Raw genomic sequence first — 16,849 nt, 5'->3', positions numbered from 1 at the left:
ACCCCGTGGGCCCTTTGGGCTAGCTGGCAGGATGTGGGCTACCTCGCCCCATTTCATGGGCTTACCTGCACGGTAGTCATACATGAGGTCGGTACCGCACAGCTCACAATGGCCTGCAGCCTGAGTCCACACGACACGCTTCGTCACGTCGTCAGTGTCATAGCGGCCGGTGGCAGCATTGGCTTTTTCTTGTTTTCCCACGAGGCCTCCTAGAAACATCAGAACCACTAATGCGTACTGGCTCTTTGAGATCAGGTGAGGTCGCTAAATCGGAATTCAAGGTCGGGGAAGCGAAGCGGCTAAAATAAAATTTCGGCGCTACCAGCCGTTGGTTGCTAGCTGTTACCACACGCGTCTGATAGACATCTCCAGTATTTCGCTCGGTTCAGCAACTAGTTCTGGACAGGTGCCGTGATGACCGCGAAAGGGAGAGTGATGGCCTCGAGGTGAGTCACCCTTCTTAGATACCTAAAAGCCTCAACGGTGGTATTTGGCCGGCTCCTGACCTCCGTCATTCGCAGCCCCCGGCCAGTAGCAGACGTCCTAACCAAATGCTCTGTTGGAGAACACCGCTAGTTTTCTCTCACCAGCGCGGTGAATTGCCCTGAGGTAAATCAGCTCCAGCAGGGGCTGGGTGTTCTGTGCCAGATAGGGCCACGAAGCATGCTGGTCAAATTCGATGCAAGTGACTGGTCAGGTCGAATGCAAATGAGCGGGAAAGTCTGTCCAATTACCCAGCGAGAAAAGCCCGTTCGCCTTTCTAGTGCTACGTAGGCTCTACTGTCGCAGCATCCTCTTGCCGCTCCATAGAGTCAGAACTGATCTTGATACGAGCATTGAAGCCAGGATACGCAGTGCTAACGTCGTCGAGGATGGAGTTGACCAATTGCAATCCGTCATCAAGCGTTGGTTCGAGCTTCCGATGGAAAGGTAGTGGAACACGATGGAAACGGTGCAACGGATTCAGGCAGTGAGTGAAGTTGCTGTCTCGCATGGCGCCCCACTGTCCATGAACGAAGCCTGAAGCCCAGCCGTAGTACCGGTCATAATCTTCCTTGGTGCCTGACTCCTCTGCCAGTTTTCGAAGATCTTTGCCACACCAATGGCCTAGATCGATCTCGACGTATTCTTGGAAGTAGTCTTCATTCGCCAGGCGTTCCAGGGTTTCCAGGGTTACGAATCGAGGCCTTTCGCCTGTCATCTCCTCGTGCTTGAGCAATGCGAGCTTTGCCTGGCCGGCGCCATAGGATCGGAACTTCTTCCACATGGCGTCATCGCCGCACCGAACCAAAAATGCCAACGAAATCCTGCACTCTGTAAGCGCACGAAGCAGGAGCCTGCCGGCAATGCCTTCGTTCAATGGGCCTGAACTCATTTCCGCAAAACAGGACAGCGCGAAAAAGCCGAAACCAAAGACGCCGTCCTGCTTAGGGTCTATCCCAGAAGTGCTTAGAGTTGTAAACCAGTGTTCAAGTAAAGCTTTCCGGACCTCAACGAGCCCCAGCCGGACAGCCTGAAGATCATTTGAGGGCTTTTCTCTGGGCAGCAACGGAGCAGGAGTGCAACCCGTTTGTTGCAGCATGTCGGTCCAAAATGACTCAGACCATGAGCTTTGACCCAGATGAGTGAACGTCATCTCCATGGCCCTGATAGAGGGGCGAACGCTCCTCATATCTCCGCGATTTGGATACTCAACAATCTCTAGAAGGTGCTCCTCAAAACCTGCGGGGAACAGCATTTCTCCCAAGGCGATTTTGAACAGAATGCTGACCCAGCGAACGTCTGTTGCTTCTTGAGACTGGTGGTCGAAGGTCTTTTGAACAGCCTGCCCAAGTGTCTGCCAGTCATCTTCGATTGGTTCGCTACCAAGTGCAGCTTTCCACCAGGTAATACCTGGAAGGTTTTCCAGAAGGAGTAGGGGGCGTAGGGCCTGAGCACCTGCGTGGCACCGCAATACTCGGCCAACGAGCGCTTCAAAAAGCTCACGCGGTTGAGCGGGAAGATGGGTGTGTCTCAGCGTCCAACCTGTCGCCTGCTCCCGTTCGTCTTTGCGATAGCGAAGACCTAACGCGGCAATGTCACGGAATGCCTCAAGCGCCTGATCCCTGGGGATGACTGTGATCACGAGGCTGGCCCATAGCATCTCGGGTAGACGGTCATTGACCCAAGATGAAAAGCTCACCCCCTCTAGCTGCAGCATTGGGGGCACGAGAGCTTTACCGACCCTTTTGTGGCCGGCGAGCGGTGTCGTGATCTTGCCTGAACGACTCTTCTTCTTTTTCTTGGTCATTTGCCGTTCCTACTCTCGGGTCTGGTTGGCTCTCGCAACGTTGCGGGTGACGATTGTGAGACGAAGCATGCCTACAGCTGGGGCGGGTCAGAACTCGGTTTTCTAATCTTCCATTTCGAACTCGAGTGCCTTTAGCACGCCGATGAGAGCCTGGTCGCAGCCTTCTGCAAGATGGAAAAAATGAGCTCGAAAATTACCGTGGGTAGTACGGGCCTCGCGAATTGCGACCTCCTTTTTCTCATGGGTCGCGTGTCCTCGGATCTCATTGCGAAGCTCATGGAGCTTTTTCATAGGAGCCAGCAGTTGTTTGGCAGCCTCCTCACTCAGAGTGCTTCCAAGCAGAATTTCATGAAGAAGCTTCAGCGAGCGCCACACAGGCTCTATTTCTCGCCCTTTTTCTTGGGCGATCTTTCGCAGAGGCTTATCCAGGAAGCCCTCCACCAGCAATTGGTCGAGCGCCAATATTTCATCTCCCCATTCTTTCGGGGAGTCGGTAGCCGGGGCCAGTACGCTATCCATCAGTGCATCGCCTCTCCGGTTCCACCATTCCGGGCAGGCCTTATCCAGTGCTCTCACCTTATTTCTTAAAGAATTTAAGGGGTCGTAGGTCGTACACCACTGCCCCTCTATATCCGTCCGATGGGCTCGTGCCGAGATGGATGACTTCGGCCATTCGTTGAATGCCTTCCAGTAGTTTTGCTCTGCAATAGGAAGCTTGGCGAGGTCGCCGATGTAAACGTGGACTTGGCCTGCCTCATTTATGTCGTATGACTTGATGTGCCAAGCTCCGCGGCAGGAGATGCTTCGGTCTTCGAGCGTGTATTTTTCTGGGTCGGCCTTGAAGCGCTGGAGAACCTCAGGCCTAAAGAATGCGGGAGAGATTTGCCACGGCAGGTCGCTTTGCTCGAAGTAGCTGACGATATGAAGCGGGCTAGCGGATGTCTCGACATTGCGATCATTTTTGCGGTCGTAAATTTTGAAAACTGCATACTCCCGGTCAGGGGCACCTTCAAAATCCCTGCGCCACGCCTCTTCCTGTTCAGCCAGGGTTGTTCGTGAGCGCACAACCATAGCGCCGTGCATGAAGCTGGCACGAGCGGCTGAACCGCCATGGTAAAAAAGATCCTCCCCATCGCGATGGTAGCGGCTTACGTCATTCCAGCCGCTGAAGCTACCGCGAACGGTCCGCGTGAAGTCAAACTTGATAACCAGCGCTAGATCCGCGACTGCCATGTATGTGTCCAGATCTTTGCGAAGGATCGTTACGACTTCTCTACCTTCCAACTGCTCATCGATTGGAAGCGTCAAAACCCGTATCACATCCTCGATATCCCCGTTGCCGTCTAGGCGACAGTAGGCATTCCGCTCGGGGATATAGTGAATGTCCAGGCAGTGGACGAGTTTCTGGCTGACTTCAATTGGAGCCGGACCTTTGTGCACGCCCGAAAGATATCGCCTTGTGACGAGCGTCTCGCCGCCAGAGAGGGCTGATACCCGGTCATTCGGAAATGGTGGCTCTAGGTATACGCGGTAACCTTCAGCCGCGTTCCAAGACTTTTGAATCTTCCAAGCTGCATCAGTGCAAAGCGACGTATTCTGAAGCGCGCCTCCGTCAACCGGTGTGACGTTAACGGTTGGTACGAGAGCTCCGACGATCAATACCGCGGGAGCGGATGCATAGATGACGATCTCATCAGCATTCGCATTCGCGACCAGGTACTGCGAGGCTTGTTCAGCATCCACGTACCAATGATCATCTGGATTCATTGGCGCGGTCGCGAGCGCAATTAGGTCCTTGGCTTCAAATCGGCGCATCTTCCCTCTCGCACTACCATTGGTTCGGTGGAGCTTAATCTCCGCTCCGGCACTATACAGGTCAATCCCATAAAGGTTCGCAAGGCACCTTGGCTAACCACGCTCTACTCTCCAAAGCCAATAGGCTCACGCACAGTCGACAGGCTTTGTCACATGCTGCCGTGTGAGGGTTGATGAGAGCGGCCGCTAGTGGCCCAGGCTGTGTAAAAACGTTGGCATCGACCTTGCTGTGATTTGATGGATTCGAAATCAGCGGGGGCGCCAATGAAGCGTTTTATCCAGGGAGAGCATCGAGGCCAAAGCGCGCTGCTTCCCGAGAGCCTGGATGACTACGTGGCGGACACCAACCCGGTGCGGGTGGTCGATGTTTTCGTCGATGAACTCAACCTTGGCCAGTTGGGTTTCGAGGGCGTCGTCCCGGCTGAAACAGGTCGCCCCGCTTACCATCCTGCCGACCTGCTGAAGATCTACATCTACGGCTATCTCAATCGCATCCAGTCCAGCCGCCGTCTCGAACGCGAGGCTCACACATCGGTGTCTAGGGGTTGACTTAATGGATAAGGACTGGCTGCATCTACTGCTATGCGCGACCGAGCCACGCCTATTGGGACCTTTCCCCCGGCCTGGATTTCGAAACCCGGCTAATCGCCAAGACCAACGCCGCCGCCGTGCTGGAGCAGCAACTGTCGAAACCCGGCTATGCCTGCGCGCCGATCAACCTGGGTTCCAACACCGATCCCTACCAGCCCATCGAGCGCGAGCAGCAACTGACCCGGCGCCTGCTGGAAGTGCTGTTGCGCTACCGACATCCGGTGACCATCGTCACCAAGGGTTCGTTGATCCTGCGTGACCTCGATCTGCTCGGCGAGCTGGCCAAGCAGCGCCTGGTGTCGGTGATGATCAGCCTGACCACCCTCGATGATGAACTGAAGCGCACCCTCGAGCCGCGTGCCGCGGCGCCGAAGGCGCGCTTGCGGGCGATCCGGGTGATGCGCGAGGCGGGAATCCCGGTGGGGGTGCTGTGCTCGCCGATGATCCCGGCCATCAACGACAGCGAGCTGGAGCGTCTGCTCGAGGCGGCCAGCGAGGCCGGGGCATTGACCGCAGCCTACATGCTGCTGCGCCTGCCACTGGAAGTGGCGCCGCTGTTCGAGCAGTGGTTGCAGGACCATTACCCGCAGCGTGCGGCCCATGTTCTCAGCCTGGTCCGCCAGAGTCGCGGCGGAGAGCTCTACGACAGCCGTTTCGGCGCGCGGATGCGCGGAGAGGGCGTATTCGCCGACCTGCTGGCGCAACGCTTCGACAAGGCTATCCGGCGCTACGGGCTCAACCGCCGGAGTGGCTATTCGCTGGATTGCTCGGCGTTCTGCCCGCCAGGCGGGCAGTTGTCTTTGTTGTAAAAACAATAATGGCCATTGGCGATTAATGTTTTTTTGATACCATGGAAATCCCGGCAAATGCTTCTGGAACGCCCGTTCTAGAGCCTTCGAATTCAGGTTGAGTTAAGTTTCGACACGTAGCGTACGAATTCAGGCAGACAGAAATGTGATTTGTTGACTACATCTGTAATCCAAGTGACGTAAGCCTGTCTGAATCCTAACCCGGTAAAATGGACTTACCTACGAACCTGTCAAAGAGGATGCATCATGTCGAACAAGGAACCCTCTCCGACCGGCCCGGCTACCCCTGAAGCCGAGACTGCCGATGGCGCTCTGAAACATATCGTTGATGGCTTTCTGCGTTTCCATCACGAAGTCTTCCCTGAACAGGAAGAGCTGTTCAAGAAACTGGCCACGGCGCAGAAGCCGCGTGCCATGTTCATTACCTGCGCCGACTCGCGGATCGTTCCCGAACTGATTACCCAGAGTTCTCCCGGCGACCTGTTCGTGACCCGCAACGTGGGCAACGTGGTTCCGCCCTACGGGCAGATGAACGGCGGCGTCTCGACGGCGATCGAGTACGCGGTCATGGCCCTGGGCGTGCACCACATCATCATCTGCGGTCACTCCGATTGCGGTGCGATGCGTGCGGTACTCAACCCGCAGTCGCTGGAGAAGATGCCGACGGTCAAGGCCTGGCTGCGCCACGCCGAAGTGGCCCGCACCGTGGTCGAGGACAACTGCCAGTGCGGCACCGAGCACGAGAGCATGCAGGTCCTGACCCGCGAGAACGTCATCGCCCAGCTCCACCACTTGCGCACCCACCCATCGGTGGCTTCGCGCCTGGCGGCTGGCCAGTTGTATATCCACGGCTGGATCTACAACATCGAAACCAGCGAAATCTCCGCCTACGATGCCGAAAGCGATGCCTTCCTGCCGCTGACCCGCGGCGCGCCGATTCCAAGCGCTACCCCGAAAGGCCGCTACTGAGCCTTTTTCGCAACACCTGAAAATCGCTGACGCAACCCACCACGGCCCGCTGCCCGCGGCGCCGTGGCCGGGCGTCGGCTGCCTTTGAAAACGTTTTGATGCCTTGCCGCAGCGTCGGCGGTTTCCGGCTGCCCGCGATTCGGGCGGCGCCCCGACGCCTGCGTAAAAGAGTGGCCAGAGGAATGGCCTGAAAAAGGAGAACAGGATGAACATGACGCATTTCAAAGCGGCGCTGCCGCGGGACCTGCTGGCTTCGGTAGTGGTGTTCCTGGTGGCGCTTCCGCTGTGCATGGGGATCGCCATCGCTTCTGGCATGCCGCCGGCCAAGGGCTTGATCACCGGCATCGTCGGCGGTCTGCTGGTGGGCTGGCTGGCCGGCTCGCCGCTGCAGGTCAGCGGGCCGGCGGCGGGGTTGGCGGTGCTGGTCTTCGAACTGGTACGGACCCACGGCATGGCGATGCTCGGGCCTATCCTGCTGCTGGCGGGATTGCTGCAATTGCTCGCCGGGCGCTTGCGCCTGGGCTGCTGGTTCCGGGTTACGGCGCCGGCGGTGGTGTACGGCATGCTCGCGGGTATCGGTGTGTTGATCGTGTTGTCCCAGGTGCATGTGATGTTCGATAGCTCGCCGCTGCCGTCAGGCCTCGAAAACCTCCTCGGTTTCCCCGCCGTGGTGAGTGCGTCGCTGCCGTTCGAGTCTGCTGGCAACGGCTGGCAGGCCGGGGCAATCGGGCTGGGTACCATCGCGGTTATGTGGGGCTGGGAGCGCTTCAAGCCGACAACCTTGCGCTTCGTTCCCGGTGCCCTGCTCGGTGTGAGCGCGATGACCTTGCTGAGCATCGGCCTGGATCTTGGCGTGAACCGCGTGGAAGTACCGGCCAACCTCAGTGAAGCCATCGACTGGCTGCGCCCGGCCGATCTCATGGCCCTGGCCGATCCGGCCCTGCTGGTCGCCGCCTTCGCCCTGGCCTTTATCGCCAGTGCCGAGACCCTGCTTTCGGCAGCGGCCGTGGACCGCATGCACAGTGGCCAGCGCTCGGATTTTGACCGCGAATTATCGGCGCAGGGTGTCGGCAACATGATTTGTGGTGTGCTCGGCGCGTTGCCGATGACCGGCGTGATCGTGCGCAGCTCGGCCAACGTCCAGGCCGGTGCCAAGACCCGCCTGTCGGCGATCTTCCATGGCCTGTGGCTGCTGGCCTTCGTCGTGCTGCTGGGTAGCGTGCTGCAGCAGATTCCCGTGGCAAGCCTGGCCGGCGTACTGGTATTCACCGGGGTCAAGCTGGTGGACCTGAATGCGTTTCGTGGCCTGGGCCGCTACGGACGCATGCCGATGTTCGTCTATGCGGCCACGGCGCTGGCCATCGTCTTCACCGACCTGCTGACCGGTGTGCTGCTGGGCTTCGCCCTGACCCTGGTGAAGCTGGCACTGAAGGCGGCGCGGCTGAAGATCAGCGTCACCAGCCTGGAGCGCGAGGGGCATATGGAGCTGCGCCTGAGCGGTGCCGCCACCTTCCTCAAGGTCCCGGCCCTGACCCAGGCGCTGGATGGCATTCCGCCGGGGACCACCCTGCATGTGCCACTGGCCAACCTGAGCTATATCGACCATGCCTGCCTCGAGCTGCTGGAAGACTGGGGACGGGCCAATGCCAGCAACGGCTCGTCGCTGGTGATCGAGTCGCGTCGCCTGAAACGGCGTGTCGAAGGACGCGTAAGGACCACGGTGGGCCTCGGTACCTAAGCCCGCCCTGACGACCAACGGCACCGCCCTGCTGATCGCGCACATTGCAGGCGGTGCCATCACTCACCTACTATCAAGAATCAATACCATTTGCATCCTCCTGCGCGGATCCTTCATGTCCTCCCCTGCCCAGACCCTCTACGTTAAACATTCCCCCTGGCTGCTGCTGTTCCTGCGTCGCCGCCTCGGCAATGGCTGGGATGCCGCGGATCTGCTGCATGACACCTTTCTGCGCGTGCTGCGCCGGCCGCTCGAGTTCGACGACCAGACCGGCGAACGTTCCTACCTGGCGACCATCGCCAAGGGCCTGTGCATCGATCACTGGCGCCGCGCCCAACTGGAAAGGGCCTGGCGCGAAAGCCTGGTGGCCCGGCCCGAGACAGTCCAGCCTTCCGCCGAGCATACGGCCTTGCTGATCGAGACCCTGGCGGAAGTGGATGCCATGCTGATGCGCCTGCCTGCCAAGGTTCGCGAGGCGTTTCTGATGGCCCAGGTCGAGGGCATCACCTACGGGGTGATCGCGGAACGGCTGGAGGTCAGCGAGCGCATGGTCAAGAAATACATGGCCCAGGCGTTCCTGCATTGTGCCGTGCTCGAAGCCGAGCTCGACGGCGTGCTGGTGGAGTAAGGCGATGCGCGCAACCCATGAAAAGCTCAGCCACGCCAGCCTTGAACATGCCGCCCAGTGGTATGTTCGGCTACTGGAAGAAGGCGACCAGAACGGCGTTCGCGAACAGTGGCAGTCCTGGCTTGACCAGCATGCCGAACACCAGGCCGCCTGGCGCTATATGGAGCGGGTCGGCGAGCGCTTCGCACCGCTGCGCAGCGAAGGCGAGCGCGCTGGCCGGGTACTGCGCGAACGACATCCGGCACGCCTGGGTCGCCGGCAGACGGTGAAGTCCATGCTGGTGCTGGCGCTGGGCTCGATGGCCGGCTTCGGTGGCTGGCAGGCCGCCTCGCGCAATGGCTGGACCGCCGACCTGCATACAGGCACCGGCGAGAACCGCAAGATCGCCCTGGCCGATGGCAGCACCCTGTGGCTGGGTGCGCAAACGGCGGTCGATACCCGCTTCGATGCCCGCCAGCGCCTGCTGGACCTTCGTTTCGGCGAGGTCCTGCTGCACTCGACGGTGCAGGACCGCCGCCCGCTGCTGATGGAAACCGGCGCCGGCCTGTTGCAGATGGCGGCAACGCCGGTCCGCGTCGCGCTGCGCTACGCCGAGGGCAATGCCCGGCTCAGCGTGTACCAGGGCCAGGTCGAGCTTTTCACCCGTACGGGCAGCCGCACACTGGTCGAGGCTGGCCAGCGCGTCGACTTCTCGGCTTTGGCCATCTCGCCTGCAGCGCCGGTCCAGGCTGCTGGCGAGTCCTGGATCCGCAACCGGCTGACTGCCGAGGCCATGCCCCTGGCCGATCTGATCGATGCGCTGGGCCGCTATCGCCCCGGTCATCTCGGCCTGCATCCGGAGCTGGCCAGCCTCGCGGTGATGGGCACCTTCCCCCTCGATGACAGCGACCACGCCCTGCGTCTGCTGGAGGCGGCGCTGCCGATCCGGGTCAAGCGCATGACCGACTGGTGGGTAACGGTCGAGCCCGCCTGAATTTTTTCGGCGGGTGGTTCCCTTTTTTGCGCGTCGTCCGGTTCAACCGCAGAACCTCTCATTGACCCCATGAACACAACAGGGACTGCCATGTCGTCGCCCCGCTCCTGCGTATTGGCCCTCGTGCCGATGACCTTCCTCACCTTCGCTCCGCTGGCCCTGCTGCCTGCCGCCGTCCAGGCCGCCCAGGCCAGCACCCGGGTGCACACCTTCCATGTCGCGGCCGGCAGCCTGAGCGCCGTGCTCAATGACCTCAGCAGCCAGGCCGGGATCTACCTGGCGGGCAGCGACAAGCTTGCGGCCGGCAAGCGCAGCGCCGGGCTGGACGGTGACTACAGCGTCGAACAGGCGCTGTTGCTATTGCTCGGTGGCTCGGGGCTGGTGGCCGTACCGCAGGGTGCCGGTGGCTACGTGCTGCAGCCGGCGCCGCAAGGTGACTCCGTGCAGCTCGACGCCACTTCGATCAACGCCCAGGGCCTGGCCGACAGCTACGGCCAGGACGACAAGGGCTACCGCGCGACCCATTCGGCGACGGCGAGCAAGACCAGCACCGCCTTGGCCGACACCCCGCGTTCGGTATCGGTGGTCACCCGCCAGCGCATGGAAGACCAGCAGTCGCAGAGCCTGACCGAAGTGCTCGGCTATGTGCCGGGCATCTTCGCCCCGCCGTTCGCGGCCGGTGACGGCGGCGCCGGCGACCTGTTCTTCATCCGTGGCTTCAACGCCACCGACTATGGCTACGGCTTGCTGCGCGACGGCCTGCGGGTGCAGGGCAACCGCTACGACACCACCAGCGAGCCTTACGGCCTTGAGCGCATCGAAGTGTTCCGCGGCCCGACCTCGATCCTCTACGGCGAAAACGCGCCGGGTGGTGTCGTCAATATGGTCAGCAAGCGGCCCACGGCCGAGTCGCGCGGCGAGGTGCAACTGAGCTACGGCTCCAACGAGCGCCGCCAGTTGGGCATCGACGTGTCCGGACCGCTGACGGACAACGGCAATGTGCTGGGCCGCCTGGTGCTGCTCGGGCGCAAGTCGGGGACCCAGGTCGACCATCAGCCGGATGACCGGATCTACATCGCGCCGTCCCTGACCCTGAACTTCGATGAACAGAACGACCTGACCCTGCTGGCCACCTACCAGCGCGACCGCACCCTGATGGAGTTGGGCTATCCGGCTGCCGGCACCCTGCTGCACAACCCCAATGGCAAGATCAGCAAGCACGCCCTGCTGGGCAATCCGGACTGGGACAACTTCGAACGGGAGGTGTGGACCCTCGGCTACGAATTCCATCATCAGTTCAACGATGACTGGCAGTACCGGCAGAACTCGCGCTACATGCAATCGCACATCGACCGCCAGGAGATCTGGCCGGGCAGCCTGGACAATGGCGGTTTCGGCACCACCGTGACCAACACCGCCTATGACCGCTACAACAAGTCCATCGCCTACTCGCTGGACAACCAGGTCGAGGGCCACTTCGACCTCGGTGCGCTGGAGAACACCCTGCTGGTCGGTGCCAGCCTCGACCGTACCTCGTTCAACCAGGACTGGAACGCCGGCTTCGGTGGCCGGGTGAACGTGTTCGATCCGGTCTATACCGGCGACCCGGTGACGTCGACGCGGGTGCAGGACGCGCTGCTGGAACAGACCATGTATGGCATCTACAGCCAGATCCAGACCCGCCTGGACAACTGGGTCATGCTGCTCGGCGGGCGCTATGACCGGGTCAACAGCGAGTACCGCAACCGTCGCGGCACCCTCAATGCGCCGGCCGATCTCGACTATTGGGACGGCCAGTTCACTTGGCAGACCGGGCTGATGTACCAGTTCGACAATGGCGTCTCGCCCTATGTCAGCTACTCCACCGCCTACAACCCAACCCAGCAGGTGTCGAGCGCGTCCGGCCCGCTGGACCCGACCCTCAGCGAGCAATACGAAGTGGGTTTGAAGTACGAGCCCAAGGGCTGGAACACCCTGGTCAGTGCCTCGGTCTACGACCTGCGCAAAAAGGATGACTCGCTCTACGACAGTGTCACCGGCGACTACCGCAATGTCGGACGCAGCCGGGCCAAGGGTGTGGAACTGGAACTGAACAGCGACATTACCGCCAACATCAACGTGACGGCGGCCTACACCTACACCGACTCGCGGGTGACCAAGGACGTGGCGGGGTCGTTGCTGGAGGATCATCAGGTCACCGGCGCACCACGCAACCAGGCGTCGGTATGGGGAACCTACCGCTTCCTCGACGGACAGCTGAAAGGGCTGAAGCTGGGCGCGGGCGTGCGCCACTTCGACAGCACCTTCGCCTACACCAGCCCGTCGCTGTACGGGAAGCTGGATACCGGTGACGTGACCCTGGTGGATGCAACCGTCGGCTATCAGCTGAATGCGCATTGGTCGGCGGAGGTAAACGCACGCAACCTGTTCGACCAGGAGTATGTGGCCGGTTGCAACAATGCCGGGCGTTGCTACTGGGGTGAAGAGCGGACGGTGCTGGGGACGGTCAGTTACAACTGGTAAGAGGGTTGGGTCAGCCTGGACATCTGAGGTTGTCCTTGCTGGCCCTATCGCTGGCAAGCCAGCTCCCACAGGGTCAGCACAGGCCTTAAGACTTGTGCAGTAACTGTGGGAGCTGGCTTGCCAGCGATGAGGCCATCAGCCTCGAAAAGGAAATATCAGGCAGGTTGCTGCTGACCCAGCTCCAATCCCACGCCCAGCTGCCGCGACAGGCAAGGCCAGCGTTTCCACGCTGCGCCGGTTTCAGGGCTGCTCAGCTTCTCGCGATAGGCTTCCACCGATTCCAGGGCGAAGCTCTCGTCGTCGAGCATGTTGTCCAGGGAGTGATGGACCACTTCATCCAGCTGGTTGGCGAATTCCTCGCCGATGAGTTGATGGGCAATCAGGTTGGCAACCGTGGTGTCCAGGGGGATCAGCGGCTGCTGGAAATGCTTGATGTACAGGTCGTTGACTTCTTCCACCAGGCGGTGTGCCAGGTAGGCTTCGTCCAGCAGGCTGTCCAGGCCGACATGCCCGGTCATGATCTGCGGCGGGTTGATGAAATACGCTTCGGCGATTTTCAGCACCGGTTTGATCTGCGATTCGATTCCGGCTTCGCGGGCAACGGTATTGGCGGCTTCCAGCAGCTCGGGTACCTGATCGATGTAGGCGTTGACGAAACGGTTCAACGCACCCTGGGCATCCTGCTCGGGCAACTGGATCAGCGGGTGAAGGTGGGGCAATTGCACTGCAAGTTGGGATTTTAGTTGGCCGGTCTTGGCCTCGTGTTCTTGTGCTTGAGTGATCTGCTCGCGCAATGCGGCAATGTTCATGACAACTCCAGGGACAGCCAGTGACAAAACGGAAACCACTAAATTAGTCCTATTTTGTTATCGCCTAAGACGTATTTCTCATAACGCTTATGCACTTTTGCCTGCTTACGTTATATCACTGTGCCATCATCCTTATAAGTCAATGTCTTACAGCATTTCGCGCTGATCGCTTAAGGCTCGCCAGTCCTTTTCCGCCGCGTCGTTGCGCGCTTTCGACCCCTGTCTATACTCCGGTTTGAATGAAGTCTGGCTGATGAGGCCCCGCCTGTAGTGCAGCGGGGGGCCGCCGTCGAAGTCCGCAGTCTTGACGCCGTGCCCCCTGCCGTAGGCCCCGCCTCCGGGATAACAAGAACGATAAGGGGAACCCGCAATGAAGCGACATCCACACGCCTGGATGGGGCTGCTGCTGTGGTCGGCGATCGCTCCGGCGCAGGCCGCCTGGACCGTGAACATGGCCCCGGGGGCGACCGAAGTCAGCAATGCCGTGTTCGACCTGCACATGACCATCTTCTGGATCTGCGTGGTAATCGGCCTCGTGGTATTCGGTGCGATGTTCTGGTCGATGATCATCCACCGTCGTTCCACCGGCCAGCAGCCCGCGCATTTCCACGAGCACACCTGGGTGGAAATCATGTGGACCGTGGTGCCCTTCCTGATCCTGGTGGCCATGGCCATTCCGGCGACCAAAACGCTGATCGATATCTACGATGCCAGCGAATCGGACGTGGATATCCAGGTCACCGGTTACCAGTGGAAATGGCACTACAAATACCTGGGCCAGGACGTCGAGTTCTTCAGCAACCTGGCCACGCCTGCCGAGCAGATCCACGGCAAGGCGCCCAAGGACGAACACTACCTTCTCGAAGTCGACCAGCCGCTGGTGTTGCCGGTGGGCGCCAAGGTGCGCTTCCTGGTGACCGCCGCCGACGTGATCCACTCCTGGTGGGTACCGGCCTTCGCCGTCAAGCGCGACGCCATTCCCGGCTTCGTCAACGAGGCCTGGACCCGGGTCGAGAAACCCGGCATCTACCGCGGCCAATGCACCGAGCTGTGCGGCAAGGACCACGGTTTCATGCCAGTGGTGGTCGAGGTCAAGTCCAAGGAGGACTACGACGCCTGGCTTGGCGAGCGCAAGGCCGAGGCGGCCAAGCTGAAGGAGTTGACCAGCAAGGAATGGACGCTCGAAGAGCTGGTCGAGCGCGGCGACAAGGTCTACCACACCACCTGCGTCGCCTGTCACCAGGCCGAAGGCCAGGGCCTGCCGCCGATGTTCCCGGCGCTCAAGGGCTCGAAGATCGCCACCGGCCCGAAAGAAGATCACTTGAACCTGGTGTTCCACGGCAAGCCCGGCACCGCAATGGCGGCGTTCGGCAAGCAACTCTCGGAAGTCGATCTGGCCGCCGTCGTCACCTACGAACGCAACGCCTGGGGCAACAACAAGGGCGACATGGTCACGCCGAAAGACGTGCTGGCGATCAAGCAGGCGGAAAGCAAATGAGCCGAGGAGACAGGACATGAGCACAGTGATCGACGACCACGGTCATGCCGGGCATGACCATGCCCACGGCCCGGCCAAGGGCCTGATGCGCTGGGTGCTGACGACCAACCACAAGGACATCGGCTCGATGTACCTGTGGTTCGCCTTCTGCGCCTTCCTGCTGGGCGGCTCCTTCGCCATGGTGATCCGCGCCGAGCTGTTCCAGCCCGGGCTGCAGATCGTCCAGCCGGAATTCTTCAACCAGATGACCACCATGCACGGCCTGGTGATGGTCTTCGGCGCGGTGATGCCGGCCTTCGTGGGCCTGGCCAACTGGATGATCCCGTTGATGATCGGCGCCCCGGACATGGCCCTGCCGCGGATGAACAACTTCAGCTTCTGGTTGCTGCCGGCGGCCTTCGGCCTGCTGGTCTCGACCCTGTTCATGCCCGGTGGCGGGCCGAACTTCGGCTGGACCTTCTACGCACCGCTGTCGACCACCTACGCGCCGGAAAGCGTGACTTTCTTCATCTTTGCGATTCACCTGATGGGCATCAGTTCGATCATGGGCGCGATCAACGTGATCGCCACCATCCTCAACCTGCGCGCCCCCGGCATGACCCTGATGAAGATGCCGCTGTTCGTCTGGACCTGGCTGATCACCGCGTTCCTGCTGATCGCGGTGATGCCGGTGCTGGCCGGGGTGGTGACCATGATGCTGATGGATATCCACTTCGGCACCAGCTTCTTCAGCGCCGCCGGTGGCGGTGACCCTGTGCTGTTCCAGCATGTGTTCTGGTTCTTCGGGCATCCCGAGGTGTACATCATGATCCTGCCGGCCTTCGGCGCGGTCAGCTCGATCATCCCGGCGTTCTCGCGCAAGCCGCTGTTCGGCTACACCTCGATGGTCTACGCCACCGGGGCGATCGCCTTCCTGTCGTTCATCGTCTGGGCGCACCACATGTTCGTGGTCGGTATCCCGGTGGTGGGCGAGCTGTTCTTCATGTACGCCACCATGCTGATCGCCGTGCCCACCGGGGTGAAGGTGTTCAACTGGGTGAGCACCATGTGGGAAGGCTCGCTGACCTTCGAGACGCCGATGCTGTTCGCCATCGCCTTCGTCATCCTGTTCACCATCGGCGGGTTCTCCGGGTTGATGCTGGCCATCGCCCCGGCGGACTTCCAGTACCACGACACCTACTTCGTGGTCGCCCACTTCCACTACGTGCTGGTGCCCGGGGCGATCTTCGGCATCTTCGCCTCGGCCTATTACTGGCTGCCCAAGTGGACCGGGCACATGTACGACGAAACCCTCGGCAAGCTGCATTTCTGGCTGTCGTTCGTCGGCATGAACCTGGCGTTCTTCCCGATGCACTTCGTCGGCCTCGCCGGCATGCCGCGGCGGATCCCGGACTACAACCTGCAGTTCGCCGACTTCAACATGATCAGCTCGATCGGCGCCTTCATGTTCGGCACCACCCAGTTGCTGTTCCTGTTCATCGTCATCAAGTGCATCCGCGGCGGCGAGCCGGCGCCGGCCAAGCCGTGGGATGGCGCCGATGGCCTGGAGTGGACGATTCCGTCGCCGGCGCCCTACCACACCTTCCAGACGCCGCCGGAAGTGAAATAAAGGAGGGCCGCGGTCATGAGCGAGGGCATCTCGATCAAGCGCCTGGTCAGCCGCCTGCTGCTGCTGGCGGTGGTGATGTTCGCCTTCGGCTTCGCCCTGGTGCCGATCTACGACGTGATGTGCCGGGCCTTCGGCATCAACGGCAAGACCGGCGGGCAATACCAGGGTACGCAGCAGGTGGACCCGGCGCGTTCGGTGAAGGTGCAGTTCCTCTCGACCAACGCCATCGACATGGTCTGGGACTTCTACTCCACCGCCGACCAGATCGACGTCAACCCGGGGGCGGTGAACCAGATGATCTTCGTCGCCCACAACCCCACCGACAAACCCATGACCGCGCAGGCCATCCCGAGCATTTCCCCGGCCGAGGCGGCGGCGTATTTCCACAAGACCGAATGCTTCTGCTTTAGCCAGCAGGTGCTGCAACCGGGTGAGCGCATCGAGATGCCGGTGCGGTTCATCGTTGACCGCGACCTGCCCAAGGATGTGAAACACCTGACCCTTGCCTACACGCTGTTCGATATCACCGCTCGCCAGCCGCCGGTCGCCCAGGTGACCCACCCGAACCCGCAGAGCGCCCGATAAGGAGAACAATCC

The 16,849-nt window shown here is 60.9% G+C and carries 11 protein-coding genes and 3 pseudogenes; 10 read left to right on the top strand and 4 right to left on the bottom strand.

Features of this window, described 5'->3' with window-relative positions; translation table 11 throughout:
* The 3 genes and pseudogenes from N7650_RS20890 to N7650_RS20880 all read right to left on the bottom strand — a co-directional run.
* Nucleotides 1-201: pseudogene (locus N7650_RS20890) on the bottom strand (HNH endonuclease); the annotation flags it as partial.
* 565 nt (nt 202-766) lie between these two features.
* Nucleotides 767-2,290: a DUF5677 domain-containing protein gene (locus N7650_RS20885; RefSeq protein WP_011979119.1), complete on the bottom strand. Its 1,524-nt coding sequence runs from the start codon at nt 2,288-2,290 to the stop codon at nt 767-769.
* 102 nt (nt 2,291-2,392) lie between these two features.
* Nucleotides 2,393-4,105: a hypothetical protein gene (locus tag N7650_RS20880; RefSeq protein WP_003150565.1), complete on the bottom strand. Its 1,713-nt coding sequence runs from the start codon at nt 4,103-4,105 to the stop codon at nt 2,393-2,395.
* A 264-nt stretch (nt 4,106-4,369) separates the two neighbouring features.
* Here N7650_RS20880 and N7650_RS20875 point away from each other — a divergent pair.
* The 7 genes and pseudogenes from N7650_RS20875 to N7650_RS20845 form a co-directional block, all read left to right on the top strand.
* Nucleotides 4,370-4,630 (top strand): annotated as a pseudogene (locus N7650_RS20875) (transposase); the annotation flags it as partial.
* A gap of 41 nt (nt 4,631-4,671) precedes the next feature.
* Nucleotides 4,672-5,505: pseudogene (locus N7650_RS20870) on the top strand (PA0069 family radical SAM protein); the annotation flags it as partial.
* 246 nt (nt 5,506-5,751) lie between these two features.
* Nucleotides 5,752-6,474: a carbonic anhydrase gene (locus N7650_RS20865; protein ID WP_009401776.1), complete on the top strand. Its 723-nt coding sequence runs from the start codon at nt 5,752-5,754 to the stop codon at nt 6,472-6,474.
* A gap of 205 nt (nt 6,475-6,679) precedes the next feature.
* Complete coding sequence (locus N7650_RS20860) at nt 6,680-8,212, top strand: SulP family inorganic anion transporter (protein ID WP_279899812.1); 1,533 nt, start codon at nt 6,680-6,682, stop codon at nt 8,210-8,212.
* 115 nt (nt 8,213-8,327) lie between these two features.
* A complete protein-coding gene (locus tag N7650_RS20855; RefSeq protein WP_279899811.1) occupies nt 8,328-8,840 on the top strand; it encodes a sigma-70 family RNA polymerase sigma factor in 513 nt (170 codons plus the stop codon).
* Nucleotides 8,841-8,844: 4 nt separating this feature from the next.
* On the top strand, nt 8,845-9,813 hold the full coding sequence (locus N7650_RS20850) for a FecR domain-containing protein (RefSeq protein ID WP_279899810.1): 969 nt from the start codon (nt 8,845-8,847) through the stop codon (nt 9,811-9,813).
* Nucleotides 9,814-9,903: 90 nt separating this feature from the next.
* Entirely contained in the window at nt 9,904-12,336 is a 2,433-nt protein-coding gene (locus N7650_RS20845; RefSeq protein ID WP_279899808.1) for a TonB-dependent siderophore receptor, read from the top strand.
* A 155-nt stretch (nt 12,337-12,491) separates the two neighbouring features.
* Here the strand turns inward: N7650_RS20845 and N7650_RS20840 are convergent, their stop codons facing one another.
* The gene (locus N7650_RS20840; RefSeq protein ID WP_279899806.1) at nt 12,492-13,145 is read right to left on the bottom strand and encodes a hypothetical protein; all 654 of its coding nucleotides are present in this window, start codon (nt 13,143-13,145) and stop codon (nt 12,492-12,494) included.
* Nucleotides 13,146-13,515: 370 nt separating this feature from the next.
* On the opposite strand from N7650_RS20840, the gene coxB reads away from it, so the two are divergent.
* The 3 genes from coxB to N7650_RS20825 are packed head-to-tail and all read left to right on the top strand — an operon-like array spanning nt 13,516 to nt 16,837.
* Nucleotides 13,516-14,643, top strand: a complete 1,128-nt coding sequence (gene coxB / locus N7650_RS20835) for a cytochrome c oxidase subunit II (protein WP_009401765.1) — start codon at nt 13,516-13,518, stop codon at nt 14,641-14,643.
* Nucleotides 14,644-14,659: 16 nt separating this feature from the next.
* Entirely contained in the window at nt 14,660-16,252 is a 1,593-nt protein-coding gene (gene ctaD / locus N7650_RS20830; protein WP_009401764.1) for a cytochrome c oxidase subunit I, read from the top strand.
* 15 nt (nt 16,253-16,267) lie between these two features.
* Entirely contained in the window at nt 16,268-16,837 is a 570-nt protein-coding gene (locus tag N7650_RS20825) for a cytochrome c oxidase assembly protein (protein WP_064302120.1), read from the top strand.
* Nucleotides 16,838-16,849: the final 12 nt, after the last annotated feature.

Source organism: Pseudomonas sp. GD04058 (assembly GCF_029836855.1).
Lineage (GTDB): Bacteria > Pseudomonadota > Gammaproteobacteria > Pseudomonadales > Pseudomonadaceae > Aquipseudomonas > Aquipseudomonas bharatica.
The sequence above is the reverse complement of the archived record's forward strand: the minus strand, read 5'-3'. Positions and strand labels throughout refer to the sequence as shown.